General features: G+C 74.6%; 11 protein-coding genes and 2 tRNA genes. 6 read left to right on the top strand and 7 right to left on the bottom strand.

All coding sequences use genetic code 11. From position 1 onward, the window contains the following. Positions 1-146: 146 nt before the first annotated feature. Positions 147-1,037, top strand: a complete 891-nt coding sequence (locus AB0R04_RS11050) for a hypothetical protein (protein ID WP_363370010.1) — start codon at positions 147-149, stop codon at positions 1,035-1,037. Positions 1,038-1,144: 107 nt separating this feature from the next. Next, positions 1,145-1,897 carry a trypsin-like peptidase domain-containing protein gene (locus AB0R04_RS11045; RefSeq protein ID WP_363370008.1) on the top strand — a complete coding sequence of 251 codons (753 nt, stop codon included), beginning with the start codon at positions 1,145-1,147 and terminating at the stop codon, positions 1,895-1,897. A 98-nt stretch (positions 1,898-1,995) separates the two neighbouring features. Here the strand turns inward: AB0R04_RS11045 and AB0R04_RS11040 are convergent. Together AB0R04_RS11040 and AB0R04_RS11035 are read right to left on the bottom strand one after the other, a co-directional pair. Continuing rightward, positions 1,996-2,068, bottom strand: a tRNA-Asn gene (locus AB0R04_RS11040). A gap of 61 nt (positions 2,069-2,129) precedes the next feature. Further along, positions 2,130-2,202: transfer RNA gene (locus AB0R04_RS11035), tRNA-Asn, on the bottom strand. Between the two features lie 246 nt (positions 2,203-2,448). On the opposite strand from AB0R04_RS11035, the gene AB0R04_RS11030 reads away from it, so the two are divergent. From AB0R04_RS11030 to AB0R04_RS11015, 4 genes are all read left to right on the top strand, one after another. Next, the gene (locus AB0R04_RS11030; protein ID WP_347878532.1) at positions 2,449-2,742 is read left to right on the top strand and encodes a hypothetical protein; all 294 of its coding nucleotides are present in this window, start codon (positions 2,449-2,451) and stop codon (positions 2,740-2,742) included. Between the two features lie 107 nt (positions 2,743-2,849). Further along, the gene (locus tag AB0R04_RS11025) at positions 2,850-4,283 is read left to right on the top strand and encodes an FGGY family carbohydrate kinase (RefSeq protein WP_363370006.1); all 1,434 of its coding nucleotides are present in this window, start codon (positions 2,850-2,852) and stop codon (positions 4,281-4,283) included. 157 nt (positions 4,284-4,440) lie between these two features. Beyond that, positions 4,441-5,844, top strand: coding sequence for a glutamate decarboxylase (locus tag AB0R04_RS11020; RefSeq protein WP_363370004.1), 1,404 nt, complete (start codon positions 4,441-4,443; stop codon positions 5,842-5,844). Between the two features lie 421 nt (positions 5,845-6,265). Beyond that, complete coding sequence (locus tag AB0R04_RS11015; RefSeq protein ID WP_363370002.1) at positions 6,266-7,354, top strand: DUF2690 domain-containing protein; 1,089 nt, start codon at positions 6,266-6,268, stop codon at positions 7,352-7,354. Positions 7,355-7,394: 40 nt separating this feature from the next. On the opposite strand, the gene AB0R04_RS11010 is transcribed toward AB0R04_RS11015, so the two are convergent. The 5 genes from AB0R04_RS11010 to AB0R04_RS10990 form a co-directional block, all read right to left on the bottom strand. Further along, on the bottom strand, positions 7,395-8,570 hold the full coding sequence (locus AB0R04_RS11010) for a sigma-70 family RNA polymerase sigma factor (RefSeq protein WP_363370000.1): 1,176 nt from the start codon (positions 8,568-8,570) through the stop codon (positions 7,395-7,397). A 142-nt stretch (positions 8,571-8,712) separates the two neighbouring features. Continuing rightward, on the bottom strand, positions 8,713-10,617 hold the full coding sequence (dnaG, locus tag AB0R04_RS11005) for a DNA primase (protein ID WP_363369998.1): 1,905 nt from the start codon (positions 10,615-10,617) through the stop codon (positions 8,713-8,715). A 161-nt stretch (positions 10,618-10,778) separates the two neighbouring features. After that, entirely contained in the window at positions 10,779-12,092 is a 1,314-nt protein-coding gene (locus AB0R04_RS11000; protein ID WP_363369996.1) for a deoxyguanosinetriphosphate triphosphohydrolase, read from the bottom strand. Between the two features lie 175 nt (positions 12,093-12,267). Then, positions 12,268-13,233 carry an SGNH/GDSL hydrolase family protein gene (locus tag AB0R04_RS10995; RefSeq protein WP_363369994.1) on the bottom strand — a complete coding sequence of 322 codons (966 nt, stop codon included), beginning with the start codon at positions 13,231-13,233 and terminating at the stop codon, positions 12,268-12,270. Positions 13,234-13,456: 223 nt separating this feature from the next. Further along, a complete protein-coding gene (locus AB0R04_RS10990; RefSeq protein ID WP_363369992.1) occupies positions 13,457-14,401 on the bottom strand; it encodes a PAC2 family protein in 945 nt (314 codons plus the stop codon). Positions 14,402-14,542 lie beyond the last annotated feature (141 nt).

Genomic DNA, 14,542 nt, shown 5'->3' with positions numbered 1-14,542 from the left:
GGCCCCGAAAGGACGTCCCGGGCAGCATAGCCGGTCGATCACCCGTGGTGCGCGCCGGGGGCGCGCACGGGTGCGCACAGGCGTGCGCCTGTCCTGGTTGCGCAGTTCGGGTGGCGCCCGGACGGCCCCACGGGCAGCCTGGACGGATGACGACACGTGGGACGGGAGCCGCCGCCGGGGCGCTCGCGGTGCTGCTGGCCGCGGCGGGCTGCACCACCTCGGCCGGGCCCGGCGGGGGCGCGCCGACGGTCAGCTCGGCTCCGGCCACCCCCTCCACCCGCCCCTCCGCCCGCCCCTCCGGATCCGCCTCGGCCTCCGGCGGCGGCCACGGCTGGAGCCGGCAGCGGCTCAGGGGCGCCGTCGCCAGGCACACCGGGGTCACCCGCACCGCCAGGCCCACCGTGCTCAACGGCCTGGTCGGCGCCGTCTTCACCCGCAACGCGGACGGCGACCACTTCTGCACCGCCAGCGTCGTCGACAGCGCCGGGCTCAACCTCATCGTCACCGCCGCGCACTGCGTCTGGGACCCCCAACTCGGCCAGCGCAGCGACCTCGTCTTCGTCCCCGGCTACCGCAACGGCGACACCCCCAGCGGCGTCTGGCCGCTGATCGCCGTCACCGTCGACGACGGCTGGAAGGACCACGCCGACCCGGACGTGGACGTCGCCTTCGCGGTCGTCCAGGCCCAGAACGGGCAGCAGGTGCAGCAGGTGCTCGGCGCCAACAAGCTGGGCGTCGGCCTCGGCTACCAGCTGCCCGTGCGGATCACCGGCTACCCCGGCACCAGCGACGTCCCGATCACCTGCGCCAACAACACCACCGAGCAGAGCTCCACCCAGCTGCGGATCGACTGCCCCGACTACACCGGCGGCACCAGCGGCAGCCCCTGGGTGACCGACTTCGACCCGAGCACCAGGACCGGCACCGTGGTCGGCGTGATCGGCGGCTACCAGCAGGGCGGCGACAGCCCGGACACCTCGTACAGCAGCTACTTCGGCGACCGCGTCCAGGCGCTCTACGACCGGGCCACCGGCTGACCGGAGGGGCGGCAGTGGCGCCGCCGGGCACGGCCTGATAGATCTTCCTCTCGAACGGCGGAACGCACGAACCCGGTGCCCGCCCCGAGGAACGAGACGGAGCCCCGATGGCCCCCCGCCCGGCACGGCCCCCGCGCGCCGCACGGACGGTCGCGCTGGCGGCCCTGCTGCTCACCGCCGGAACCGCGTGCGACGGCGGCGAGCAGGACCAGGCGCCCGCCGCCGAGGTCGCGCAGCAGAGCAGCACCCGCGACCGGATCGGCACCCTCTCGGTCCGGACCGCGCAGGGCCCCCGGGCCTGCACGGCGAGCGTCGTCCGCAGCCCCAGGCACAACCTGCTGGTCACCGCGGCGCACTGCGTGCAGAACCGCCGGATCGGCCTGCTGGACGGCCTGGTGTTCACCCCCGGCTACCGCAACGGCTTCATCCCGTACGGCAGTTGGCCGGTGAAGTCGATCACCGTCGACCCGCGCTGGGCGGACGACGACGACCCCGAGTACGACGTGGCCTTCGTCACCGTGGGCACGGTCGGCGGCAAGCAGGTCGAGGACGCCGTCGGCGGCAACCCGATCGCCACCGGCCAGGGCTTCGGGCTGGCCGTCTCGGTGACCGGCTACCCGAACGAGCGCGACGAGCCGATCACCTGCGCGGCCAGGACCCGCTCGCAGAGCCCGACCCAGGAGCGCTTCGACTGCGACGGCTACACCGACGGCACCAGCGGCAGCCCGTGGGTGACGGACGGCGGCACGGTCGTCGGCGTGATCGGCGGCTACCAGGAGGGCGGCGAGACGGCCGGCACCTCCTACAGCGTCACCTTCGACCAGCGGGTCTCCGCGCTCTACCGGGAAGCGACCACCTGAGCCGCCCGGCCGTCGCGAGGTGACGAAGGCAACACGAAGGCCCCCCGGTCATCCGAGGGGCCTTCGCTCTGAGCAGTCACCGGGCGGACCCGATGAAGCTCCCGCATTTGGACTCGAACCAAAAACCTGCCGGTTAACAGCCGGCTGCTCTGCCAATTGAGCTATGCGGGATCGCGGTACCGAACTTCCGTACCACGGACGGGAGGAGGCCTCTTGCAAGACCTCTCCCGAGCTCCCCCAATTGGACTCGAACCAATAACCTGCCGATTAACAGTCGGCTGCTCTGCCAATTGAGCTATGGGGGATCGGCTACCGCCTCGGCCCCCGGTTCCCCGGGCTCCTCGGCGCTCGCTGCGGGACATACATTAGCGCACTCGGGGGGGTGGTCCGCCAATCGCTTTCGCCGGACCGCCCCCCGGGCTCCCGCCCGGCGTGCCCGGCGCGCGCCCGGCACGGCCCCCGGGGATGCTGGGGGGCACGGACGGTTCGCCGTCCCGACGGACGGGTAGGGCAATGCGGCAGAAGGCCGCCAGGAGAGGGTGGATCCGATCATGTGGAAGCTGTCGTTGGCCGCGGGGTTCGCGGCCGGCTACGTCCTGGGCTCCCGGGCCGGGCGCCGGCGCTACGACCAGATCACGAAGGTCACCCGGAAGATCGCCCAGAACCCCACGGTGCAGGGCGCGGCCGACCGAGCCAGGCAGCAGGCCGGCGCGGTCGCCGGGAAGGCCGCCGGCGCCGTCGCGGACAAGGTCGGCGACCGGCTGCCGAACGCCGTCACCGACCGGGTGCCGTACTTCAACCGTTCCCGGGCCGAGGACGACGGCTGGGGTACCTTCCGCCCGTGACGGGACGGTGACGCCAGGGTGTACCAGGGCCCTGCGTCCGGTCCCGAACGGGCAACACCTCACCCGGCCCGGACGCGTCCCGGGCCGGGCTGAGGCATGATCTCGACATGGCCATCGTCGCGGGGATAGACAGCTCGACCAACCGCACCCGGATCGTCGCGTGCGACGCCGACACCGGCGCCGTCCTGCGCTCCGGCAAGGCGCCGCACCCCGTCCCCGAGGACCCGGACACCCGCCCCGGCGAGACCGACCCGCAGCTCTGGCTGCACTCGCTCGGCGACGCCGCCGCCGGCGGCCTGCTGGAGGGCGTCCGGGCCATCGGCGTCAGCGCACAGCAGCACGGCATGATCGGCCTGGACGCGGGCGGCGTGCTGGTCCGGCCGGCGATCCTCTGGAACGACCCGCGCTCCAGCGGCGCCGCCGCCAAGCTGCTGGACGCGCTCGGCGGCCCGGCCGCCTGGACCGCCGCGATCGGCGCCGTCCCCAGCCCGACCTACACCATCGCCAAGCTGCGCTGGCTGGCCGAGTTCGAGCCGGCCAACGCCCGCCGGGTGGCCGAGGTCCTGCTGCCGCACGACTGGCTGGTCTGGCAGCTCCTCGGCCACCCCAGGCGCCGCACCACCGACCGGGGCGACGCCTCCGGCACCGGCTACTGGTCCCCGATCACCGGCGAGTACCGGCAGGACCTGGTCGAGCTGGCGCTCGGCCACGAGCTGCGGCTGCCCGAGGTGCTCGGCCCCGCCGAACCCGCCGGGCACACCCCCGAAGGCCTGCTGATCTCGGCCGGCACCGGCGACAACATGGCCGCCGCGCTCGGCCTCGGGCTGCGCCCCGGCGACGCGGTGGTCTCGCTCGGCAGCACCGGAACGATCTTCGCCGTGCACGACCGGGCCGTGGTGGACGCCACCGGACTGATCTCCTCCTTCGCCGACGCCGCCGGCCGCCACCTCCCGATGGTCGCCACCCTCAACGCCGCCCAGGTGCTCCGCGCCACCGCCGCCATGCTCGGCCGGGACCTGGACGGCCTGAGCGACCTCGCCCTGCACTCCTCCCCCGGCGCGTACGGGCTGGTGCTCCTCCCCTACCTGGACGGCGAGCGGACGCCGGCCCTCCCGCACGCGGCCGGCACCCTGACCGGCCTGCGGGCCGAGTCGATGACGCCGCAGCACCTGGCCCGGGCCGCCGTCGAGGGCATGCTGTGCAACATCGCGGACGCCCTCGACGTGCTGCGCGCCCAGGGCGTCGCGGTGCGGCGGGTGTTCCTGCTCGGCGCGGCCGGGCGGCTGCCCGCCGTCCGGCACATCGCCCCGCCGCTGTTCGGCGTCCCGGTCGTGGTGCCGCCGCCGGGCGCCCACGCCGCCCGCGGGGCCGCCCGGCAGGCCGCCTGGGCGCTGGCCGGCACCCCGGAGCCGCCGGAGTGGGAGCTGCCGGACGCCGAGACCGTCGAGCCGGACGGGGAGCAGGACCTGGCGATCGGTTCGGCGGTGCGCCAGCAGTACCGCGCCGCCCGCGAACAGGTCCACCCGGAGACGGCGGCCTGAACCCGGCTGCGGCGGCCTGGAGGCGGCCCGCGGCGGCCTCACCGGCCGGGGACGGCAGCGCCCGACCCCGACCCCGACCGGTGAAGATGCGTCACCCGGCGGCCGGTGGCAGCGTGGGACGGGACACGGCCACCGACATGAAGGGCGGCAGGACTCCATGGCGCTGCACAAGGGGGCCCGCAACGACCGCCGGCTGAGCATCGGGCCGCTCGTGGGCGCCGCCGACCCGCTGGGCTCGATGAAGCTGGCACCGCCGCTGCACCGGCTCGGCGAGGGGCCCGTCACGGCCGACACCGCGTACCAGCTGATCCACGACGAGCTGATGCTGGACGGCAACGCCCGGCTCAACCTGGCGACCTTCGTCACCACCTCGATGGAGGCGCAGGCCGCCCGGCTGATGACCGAGTGCCTGGACAAGAACATGATCGACAAGGACGAGTACCCGCAGACCGCCGAACTGGAGCGGCGCTGCGTGGCGATCCTCGCCGACCTCTGGCACGCCCCCGACCCGGACGCCACGGTCGGCTGCTCCACCACCGGCTCCAGCGAGGCCTGCATGCTGGCCGGCATGGCGCTCAAGCGCCGCTGGATGCACCGCAACGCCGAGCGATACGCGGCCGGGGCCCGGCCCAACCTGGTGATGGGCGTCAACGTGCAGGTGTGCTGGGACAAGTTCTGCACCTTCTGGGAGGTCGAGGCCCGCACCGCGCCCATGGAGGGCGGGCGCTTCCACCTCGACGCCGAGCACGCGGTCGCGCTGTGCGACGAGGACACCATCGGCGTGGTCGGCATCCTCGGTTCCACCTTCGACGGCTCCTACGAGCCGATCGCGGAGATCTGCGCGGCCCTGGACGACCTCCAGCAACGCACCGGCCTCGACGTCCCGGTGCACGTGGACGGCGCCTCCGGCGGCATGGTGGCGCCGTTCCTCGACCCCGGGGTGGTCTGGGACTTCCGGCTCCCCCGGGTCGCCTCGATCAACAGCTCCGGGCACAAGTACGGCCTGGTCTACCCCGGCGTCGGCTGGGCCCTGTGGCGCGACCAGGAGGCACTGCCGGAGGAACTGGTCTTCCGGGTCAACTACCTCGGCGGCGAGATGCCGACCTTCGCGCTCAACTTCTCCCGCCCCGGCGCCGAGGTCGTCGCGCAGTACTACATCTTCCTGCGGCTCGGCCGGGACGGCCTCCGGGCCGTCCAGGGCGCCTGCCGCGAGGTCGCCACCCACCTGTCCGGGGCGATCGAGCACATGGGCGGCTTCCGGCTGCTGACCCGCGGCGACCAGTTGCCGGTCTTCGCCTTCACCACCGCCGACGACGAGCCGTTCGACGTGTTCGACGTCTCGCGGCGGCTGCGCGAGCGCGGCTGGCAGGTGCCCGCGTACACGTTCCCCGAGAACCGGACGGACCTGTCGGTGCTCCGGGTGGTCTGCCGCAACGGCTTCTCGCTGGACCTCGCCGACCTGCTGCTGGCCGACCTCTCCCGGCTGCTGCCGGAGCTGCGGCGCCAGCCCGGCCCGCTCAAGGAACTCGGGGTACCGGCCCGGTCGGGCTTCCACCACTAGGGACTGGATCCGCCGGGGCGTGAACACGGCGGGGCGTGATCACGGTGGGGAGGGCGCTGCGAAGCGCCCTCCCCACCGTGCGTCCCGGACGAACCGGGGCAGCCTCCCCCCGCGAGGCTGCCCCGGCCGGTGGGGGAATCGGGACGTGCTGCCGGAGCGGGGACCGGTGACCGGTCCGCGTCCGAACGACGCCGTCGGGCGGCGAACCGCGCCGACCAGAGAACTGTGCACGACGGACACGTGCACATGCGAGCGTTCCCGGGGGTTGTGAGACACTTCCGTCCGTCTCAGCGCCATGACCTGGGGTTTGGGACGCCGGACCGGTGAGTTTGGAGAAGCGGAGACACCCGAACGGCCCGGGCCGGAGCCCGTTCCGCTCTCCCCGTCCCCCCGTTCCCGTCTCGCATCGTTGGAAGGCCCCATGGGTTCCGCCTGGAAGAACCTGCCCGAAGAGCTGTCCGGACCCGCCCGGCTCCTGGCCGAGGAGCTCCGGGCCATCAAGGACGCCGCCGGACTCTCGCTGTCCGAGCTCGCCGCCCGGACGCACTACAGCCGGGCCTCCTGGGAGCGCTGGCTGAACGGCAAGCGGGTCATCACCGGGCAGGCACTGGAGGCGCTGACCAGGGCGGTGGACTGCGACGGGCCGGCCCTGCGGGCGCTGCGGGAGCAGGCCGTGGCGGGGCCCGAGGAGGGCGGCGGGCCCGCCGCCCCGGAGGAGCCCGCCGCGCAGGCGGCCCCCGAGCAGCCCCGGGCGGCGCAGCCCCCGACGGACCGGACCGGCGCGCCCGCCACACCCGCTGCCTCCGACGTGACCGACGTGCTCGACCTGAGCGCCGCACCCGGCGAGCCCGGCGGCGCCGTGACGGCACCCGTGACGTGGTGGCGGCGCCCGGCGACGCTGCTGACCGGCGCCGCCCTGCTGGTGTCCCTGCTGGTGCTGGTCGGCCTGCGGGCCTCCCGGCACCAGGAGCAGCCCCAGACCGTCGCCGAGCCCGTCCCGACCGCCACCGCGGCCAAGCCCGTCCCGGGCGCTCCCGTCTGCCAGGCCGTCGGCTGCGCGCACAAGGACCCCAAGGCCACCGGCTGCGGCAAGGACGCCCGGACCCTGCAGACCGACGTCATCGGCAAGGTCGTCGTCTACCTCCGGTACAGCCAGACCTGCCAGGCGGCCTGGGCGGCGATCACCGAGGGCGAGCCGAACGACTACGCGACCATCACCGACGACTCCGGCCAGAGCGAGACGGCGCTCATCCACTGGGGCTACGACAACTACTCGTCGATGCTGGACGCGGCCGACCCGGCCGTCACCTTCCAGGTCTGCGGGTACCAGCCGGCCGGGCACGTCTGCACCTCGCCCGTCTCCGGCCTGGCCGCCGTGGTGGCCTCCACCCCGATCCCGATCGGCCCCGCCTCGCCGCCCCCGGGCACCGGCCCGGACGCGGCGGCCACCGACCCGCCCTCCCCGGCACAGCCGACCGACACACAGCCCGCCACCGCGCAGCGGTCCTAGGGCGGTCCCCGGCCGGTCCCGGCCGACCCCGGCGGGCCGCTCAGTCGAGATACCCGCGCAGCTGCGCCGCGAAGGCGTGGTCGCGGAGCTTGATCAGCGTCTTCGACTCGATCTGGCGGATCCGCTCCCGGGTCACGCCGAACACCGTGCCGATCTCCTCCAGCGTGCGCGGGCGGCCGTCGTCCAGCCCGTAGCGGAGCTGGACGACCTGGCGCTCCCGCTCGCCCAGGGTGGCCAGGACGGCGTCCAGGTGCTGGCGCAGCAGCAGGAAGGTGGCGGACTCCGCGGGTGAGGCGGCGTCGGCGTCCTCGATCAGGTCGCCGAGCGCGACGTCGTCCTCCTCGCCGACCGGGGTGTGCAGCGAGATCGGCTCCTGGGCCAGCCGGAGCAGCTCACGCACCCGCTCCTCGGTCAGCTCCAGGACGGCGGCGATCCCGGCCGGGGTCGGTTCCAGCCCGCGCTCCTGCAGCAGGGCGCGCTGCACCCGGATCACCCGGTTGATCAGCTCGACCACGTGCACCGGCACCCGGATCGTCCGGGCCTGGTCGGCCAGCGCCCGGCTCATCGCCTGCCGGATCCACCAGGTCGCGTACGTGGAGAACTTGTAGCCGCGGGCGTAGTCGAACTTCTCCACCGCCCGGATCAGGCCCAGGTTGCCCTCCTGGATCAGGTCCAGCAGGGTCAGTCCGCGGCCGACGTAGCGTTTGGCGACGGACACCACCAGCCGCAGGTTCGCCTCGATCAGCCGGCGTTTGGCGATCCGGCCGCGCACCACCAGGGTGTCCAGTTCGCGGGCCGGCGGGTCGGACGGCGGGGGGTCGCCGTTCAGCCGCTCCTCGGCGAACAGGCCGGCCTCGACCCGGCGGGCCAGCTCCACCTCCTCGGCGGCGGTGAGCAGGCGGACCCGGCCGATCTCGCGCAGGTACTGGCGGAGCAGGTCCGGCGCCGGGCCGGCGTCGCCCTCGGCCGGCGGGCGGGGCTCCTCCTCGTCCCCGTCGCCGGGCTCCGGGTCCTCGGCGTCGGGGTCCGTCTCCGGGGCCTCGGGGTGGCCCTGCGGCACGCCGCGGGCGCCGTCCGGGGGCGCGGCCCCGGCCCGGCCGTGGTCCGTCTCCCGTTCCCCGGCCGGTCCGGCGGGGTGCGGTCCGGTGTCGATGCCGGGCGGTGCGGCGGTCGATGCGGCAGTAGGGCTGGAGGTCGCGGCAAAGCCTCGGTCCACGGGCATCCCTCGGGGCGGGCGCGACTCTGGCGGACCCGCGCTGAACGGAGGTGGGACGCCCTCCAGTGTGCGGTACGCCACACTCCGTGGCCGAGACTCGTGCGTCGACTTTCTGGGCCGCTCCCACGGCCCCGCCGCGCTCCTACAGCCCCGCCGCGCCCTGGCTGCGGAGCTGCTGGCCGTACTGCTGGAGCTGCCACAGCTCGGTCTGCACCGCGTGCTGCTGCTCGGCGTCGGCCCGGTGGCCGAGCCGCTGCAGGTAGCCGCGGACCTCGGCGATCCGCCGGTCCACCGCCAGCAGGCGCAGCTTCACCAGGAACTCCCCGGCGTAGACCGCGTCCACCTTCCGGCGGGAGCGCACCGGCTCGACGGTCAGCTCGGTGACGAGCGAGCGCACCTGGTCGTCCGGGGCCGCCTCGCGCACCACGCTGGTGAAGTCGGGCAGCGTCGCCCCGTACGCGGCGCCGCCGGCCTTGGCGATGGCCTGCCGGACGGCCGTGTACGGCAGGGTGGGGAACTCGTCCTCGCCGTAGTGGTCGAAGGCCGGGCTGACCAGGTCCGGGTGCTGGAGCGCCAGCTTGAGCAGCTCCCGCTCGACGAACTGGGCCGGGTCGCGCGGGTTGAGCCGGAAGGCGGGCTGCGCCGGGCGCACCGGCGCGGGCTCGGCGCGGCGGCCGCGGTCGGCGCCCCGGGGGTTCTGCTGGCGCTCGCGGTCCCAGCGGGCCAGCTGGGAGACCCGGCGGACGACGAAGGGCTCGTCCAGGATGCCGAGCATGCCGGCCAGGCGGACGGCGTACTCGTGCTGGATCGAGCGGTCCTTGATCTTGGCGACGATCGGGGCCGCCTCCTCCAGGGCCGCCGACCGCCCCTCCGGCGTCTCCACCCGGTGCTTGGACACCGCCGAGACCAGCGCGAACTCGAACAGCGGGACGGGGTTGTCGATCAGCTGCTTGACCGCCTCGTCGCCCTGGGCCAGGCGCAGTTCGCACGGGTCCATGCCGCCCGGGCTGACTGCGATGGAGGTCTTGGCGGCGAACTTCTGGTCGTCCTCGAAGGCCCGCAGGGCGGCCTTCTGGCCGGCCGCGTCGCCGTCGAAGGTGAAGACCGTCTCGCCGCGGTACTGCGAGGTGTCCATCAGCAGCCGGCGGATGATCTTGATGTGGTCCTCGGCGAAGGCCGTACCGCAGGTGGCCACCGCCGAGGTGACCCCCGCCAGGTGGCAGGCCATCACATCGGTGTAGCCCTCGACCACGACCGCGCGGCCCGACTTGGCGATCTCCTTCTTCGCCAGGTCGATGCCGTACAGCACGTGCGACTTCTTGTAGATCGGCGTCTCGGGGGTGTTCAGGTACTTCGGGCCGTTGTCGTCCTCGCGCAGGCGGCGGGCGCCGAAGCCGACCACCTCGCCCGCGATGTCCCGGATCGGCCAGACCAGCCGGCCCCGGAAGCGGTCGATCAGGCCGCCGCGCTGGCCCTGCGAGGCCAGGCCGCCGAGCAGGATCTCCTTGTCGCTGAAGCCCTTGCCGCGCAGGTAGCGGACCAGGTGCTCCCAGCCCACCGGGGCGTAGCCGACGCCGAAGGTCTTCGCGGCCTCCTCGTCGAAGCCGCGCTCGGCCAGGAAGCGGCGGCCGATCTCCGCCTCCGCCGAGGCCAGCTGCTCCCGGTAGTAGGCGGCGGCCACCTTGTGCGCCTCGACCAGGCGGGTCCGCTCGCCCTGCTGGTGGCGGGGGCTGTAGCCGCCCTCCTCGTAACGCAGGGTGATGCCGGCCTGGGCGGCCATCCGCTCGACGGCCTCGGCGAAGGTGAAGTGCTCGATCTTCATCAGGAAGGCGATGGTGTCGCCGTTCTCCTGGCAGCCGAAGCAGTGGAAGACGCCCTTGGCGGGGTTCACGTAGAACGAGGCGGACTTCTCGTCGTGGAAGGGGCAGACGCCCTTGTACTCGCCGCCGCCACCGTTGGTGAGCTGAACGTAGTCGCCGACCACGGCGTCGATCGGCAGTGCGCTGCGCACCGCTTGTACGTCTTCGTCCCTGATCCGCCCGGCCACCCCGGAAGTCTACTGGGGTGGCCGGGGTTTCCCGGCGGGCCGGTCGTGCCGGGCCGGTTGCACTGCGCGCGGTCGGGCGCCGGGCGGTTGCGCTTGAGCGGTCGGACGCCGGGCGCCGGGCCGTTGCGCCTGAGCGGTCGGACGCCGGGGCCCGCGGGCGGTCAGGCCCAGGCGGCGCCGACGAGCCTGGCGTGCAGGGCGAGGGCGGAGGCGTCGGTGAGGGTGGCGATCTGGTCGATGACCGCGCGCAGGGCGGCCCGGTCGTCCTCGGCCTCGCGGTAGAGCGCGCCGAACACCGGGTCCAGGCCCTCGGGGGCGCGCTGGGTGAGCACGTACGCCAGCTCGGCGATCACGATCCGCTGGCGGGCCCGCAGCTGGGCCTGCTCGTCGCGCTGCATCACGAAGCGGACGGCGACCGCCTTGAGCACCGCGACCTCCAGCCGGACGCCCCGCGGCACCACCAGCTCGGCCGTGTACCGGGTGAGCCGGCCGGGGCCGTAGCGGGCCCGGGTGGCCTGCTCGGCGGCCAGGCAGAAGCGGCCGATCAGCTGGCTGGTGAGGTCCTTCAGCCCGGCCCGGGCGCGGGCCGTGCCGTCGTACTCCTGGGGCCACCGGTCCTGGGCGAGCAGCCGGTCGAGGGCGGCGGCCAGCTCCTCCGGCTCGGCGTCCGGGGCGTAGCGCTCGGCGACCTTGAAGAGTTCGGCCCGCTCGCTCGGCGCCCGCAGCACGGCCGGGTCGATGTGGCCGGCCTGGAGGCCGTCCTCGACGTCGTGGGTCGAGTACGCGACGTCGTCGGACCAGTCCATGACGGTGGCCTCGAAGCACTTGCGCCCGGCCGGGGAGCCGGCCCGCAGCCAGCGGAACACCGGCAGGTCGTCGGCGTAGACGCCGTACTTGGGCGAGGCCGGGTCGGTGGGGTGGGCGCCGCGCGTCCACGGGTACTTGGTGGCGGCGTCGAGGGCGGCGCGGGTCAGGTTGAGGCCGACGCTGCGGCCGGGCCAGGGGGCGAGCCGGGCGGCGGGGTGCTCGCCATCCGGGGCGAAGCGCTTGGGTTCGAGTCGGGTGAGGATGCGCAGCGACTGCGCGTTGCCCTCGAAGCCGCCGCAGGCCTCGGCGGCCTGGTCGAGCGCCTCCTCGCCGGTGTGGCCGAACGGCGGGTGGCCGATGTCGTGGGCCAGGCAGCCGGCCTCCACGAGGTCCGGGTCGCAGCCCAGGGCGGCGCCCAACTCCCGCCCCACCTGGGCGCATTCGAGGGAGTGGGTGAGCCGGGTGCGGGGGAAGTCGCTGCGCATCGGGGCGACCACCTGGGTGGTGCCGGCCAGCCGCCGCAGCGCCGCCGAGTGCAGCACCCGGGCGCGGTCGCGCTGAAACGCCGTGCGGCCGGGGCGCTTGTCCGGTTCGGGGACCCAGCGGGCCTCGGCGGCGTGGTCGTACGGGAGCGGGGCGGCGGCGAGGCGGTGCGCGGTGTCATCCATATGCCCCTCACGGTACGCCGCGCCCCCGACAGCCGGGGTGTGCCGCGCACGAAGGGGTGTGGGCCGGAGCGTGAATCCTGCGGTACGCGCTGGTGTCCGCCCCGGCCCGGGTTGCGCGCCGGTGGCCGCCCCGGCCCGCTGCCTGCGGTCCGGCCCCGGCCCCCGGCCTCCGGCCTCAGCCGCGGACGGCCTTGAGGACGACGGCGGCCACCGCCTCCTGCCCCTTGGCGTTGGGGTGGATCGCCGCCAGGCCCGGGGCCGGGAACGGCGGTTCGACCCAGCGGGTGGCCTCGCCCGCGCACATGTCGTGCCCGGCCGAGGGGGCGGCCGCGTCCACGAACACCGCGCCGCCGCCCTCCGCCCGCCGCTTGAGCATGCCGTTGAGCTGCTGCTCCTTCTCCGAGAGGAAGCCCAGGTCCCCGGCCGCGACCGCCTTGCCCAACACCTGTCGGCAGCCGGCCGGGTCGGACGGAAGCAGCGTCGGGTACCCGATCACGTACACCCGGGCCTGCGGGGAGCGGTGCTTGATGTCCTGCAGGATCCGGCCGAGTTGCTCACCGGCCGCGTCGACCTTGCGCTGCACCTCGTCGGTCCCGCCGGAGGCGTAGTGCTCGCGGCAGGGCGAGGGCGCGCGGGTGGCGCCGACGATGCCCTTCACCGCGTCCACCAGGTTCTCCTTGGCGCACTCCTTGACGACCTCCATGAAGCCCGCGTCGTTGCCGCCGATGCCGACCGTCACCACACGGGTGGCCGGGGTCAGCGCGTCCAGCTGGGGCGGGTTGGTGCCGTGGTCGGTCTCCTGGGCACCGGTCAGGTCTCCGGTGCGGGCGCCGCTGCAACTGACGTCCTGGAACTGGCCGGCCGGCAGCCCGAGCCCCTTCGCCACCAGGGACGGGTAGTTGACCCCCGAGCGGGAGCAGCCCTTCGGCTCGCCCACCTGCGGGGCGATCTTCAGGCCGGCGGTGTACGAGTCGCCGAGGGCCACGTACGGGCCGTTCGGCGGCGGCGTGGACTTGGCGTTCTTGCCGGGCAGCGCGCCCGCGAAGCCCTCCGTCCCGCCGTCCGCGGCGGTGCATCCGGCGAGCAGCAGCGCGGCGAGCCCGGCCGTCAGGGCGACGGCCGGGCGGATGGTCCTGGACATGGTCGTGGGCATGGCATCCCCCCGGGGGATAGGCGTCACAGGCAGCTCCGTACGGCGGCGCGTCCCCCGACGCCGCCAGCACCAACGAACGGGGCCCGCGAATGACTCCCGTGACTCCCGGCCGCCGCCGACCCGGCCGGTTCCCGCCCCTGCGAGGCCGATTCCGTGCCGGACCCACTCCCCGCCGGGCCTGCTCCCTGCCCCTGCCTACTCCCCGCCCGGCCTACTCCGCGCCGCGCTCGTGCTCGGCCAGGAACTCCTCGAAGCGCCGCCCCAACTCGTCCGCCGACGGCAGGTCCACCGGCTCGGCCAGCAGGCTCTCCCGGCCCTCCGCCCCCGCCACCGCGTCGTACTGGCCCTCCATGCCGCGGATCGCCGAACGCAACTCGCCGTCCCCGTGCGCCAGCTGCTCCTCGATGTCGGCGTACACCTCGCCGACCCGCTCGCGCAGCCGGGTGCCGGGCAGCACCAGGCCGGTGGCGGACTGCACCGCCTCCAGGATCAGCACGGCGGCCGCCGGGTACTCCGAGCGCGCCACGTAGTGCGGGACGTGCACGGCGAAGCCCAGCACGTCGTGCCCGGCCTCGGCCAGGCGGTACTCCAGCAGCGCCTGGGCGCTGCCCGGGACCTGCGCCTGCTCGAACCACTGCGGGTAGCCGGCCGCGAGGTCGAGCCGGTTGCCGTGCGGAGTCAGGCCGACCGGGCGGGTGTGCGGCACGCCCATCGGGATGCCGTGGAAGTCCACCGCCAGCCGGACCTCGAAGCGCTCCACCAGCTCGCGGACGGCACCGGCGAAGCGCTCCCACTCGACGTCCGGCTCGGGGCCGGTGAGCAGCAGGAACGGCGCGCCCGCGCCATCGCGGACGAGCTGGAGCAGGATCTCCGGCGGCTCGTAGGACGCCCACTGGTCCCGGTCGAAGACCATCGCGGGGCGGCGCGCCCGGTAGTCGACCAGGCGGTCGTGGTCGAAGCGGGCCACCACCTGCGGCGAGCCCGTCTCCAGGAGATGGGCCACCACCTGGCCGCCGGCCTCGCCGGCGTCCATGAAGCCCTCGAAGTGCTGGAGCAGCACGAGGCCCGCACCGGTGTCGCGCAGCTCCGCGGTGGCCGCGGCCACCGCGGCCACGCCCTGCTGATCCAGCTCGTACAACGCCTGGAAGTCACGCACCGCGCACCCAACCCCGTTCTCTACTCGTCACGACGTACCGGCTTCTCGTCCTCTCCAGCGTGCCGGGCGCCGCCGGAATTCCCGACCCGCCCGTCGGCGGGGTCGGCGGCCTCCCCGGACCGCTCCGGACCATGATCGCAC

Source organism: Kitasatospora sp. NPDC056731 (assembly GCF_040687675.1).
In the GTDB taxonomy this organism is placed as follows: Bacteria; Actinomycetota; Actinomycetes; order Streptomycetales; family Streptomycetaceae; genus Kitasatospora.
The sequence above is the reverse complement of the archived record's forward strand: the minus strand, read 5'-3'. Positions and strand labels throughout refer to the sequence as shown.

What these genes read in the sequence shown, in the direction of transcription:
- AB0R04_RS11050 (WP_363370010.1), top strand. Translation starts at nt 147, where the DNA reads ATGACGACACGTGGGACGGGAGCCGCCGCCGGGGCGCTCGCGGTGCTG.
- AB0R04_RS11045 (WP_363370008.1), top strand. Translation starts at nt 1,145, where the DNA reads ATGGCCCCCCGCCCGGCACGGCCCCCGCGCGCCGCACGGACGGTCGCG.
- AB0R04_RS11030 (WP_347878532.1), top strand. Translation starts at nt 2,449, where the DNA reads ATGTGGAAGCTGTCGTTGGCCGCGGGGTTCGCGGCCGGCTACGTCCTG.
- AB0R04_RS11025 (WP_363370006.1), top strand. Translation starts at nt 2,850, where the DNA reads ATGGCCATCGTCGCGGGGATAGACAGCTCGACCAACCGCACCCGGATC.
- AB0R04_RS11020 (WP_363370004.1), top strand. Translation starts at nt 4,441, where the DNA reads ATGGCGCTGCACAAGGGGGCCCGCAACGACCGCCGGCTGAGCATCGGG.
- AB0R04_RS11015 (WP_363370002.1), top strand. Translation starts at nt 6,266, where the DNA reads ATGGGTTCCGCCTGGAAGAACCTGCCCGAAGAGCTGTCCGGACCCGCC.
- AB0R04_RS11000 (WP_363369996.1), bottom strand. Translation starts at nt 12,092, where the DNA reads ATGGATGACACCGCGCACCGCCTCGCCGCCGCCCCGCTCCCGTACGAC.
- AB0R04_RS10995 (WP_363369994.1), bottom strand. Translation starts at nt 13,233, where the DNA reads ATGTCCAGGACCATCCGCCCGGCCGTCGCCCTGACGGCCGGGCTCGCC.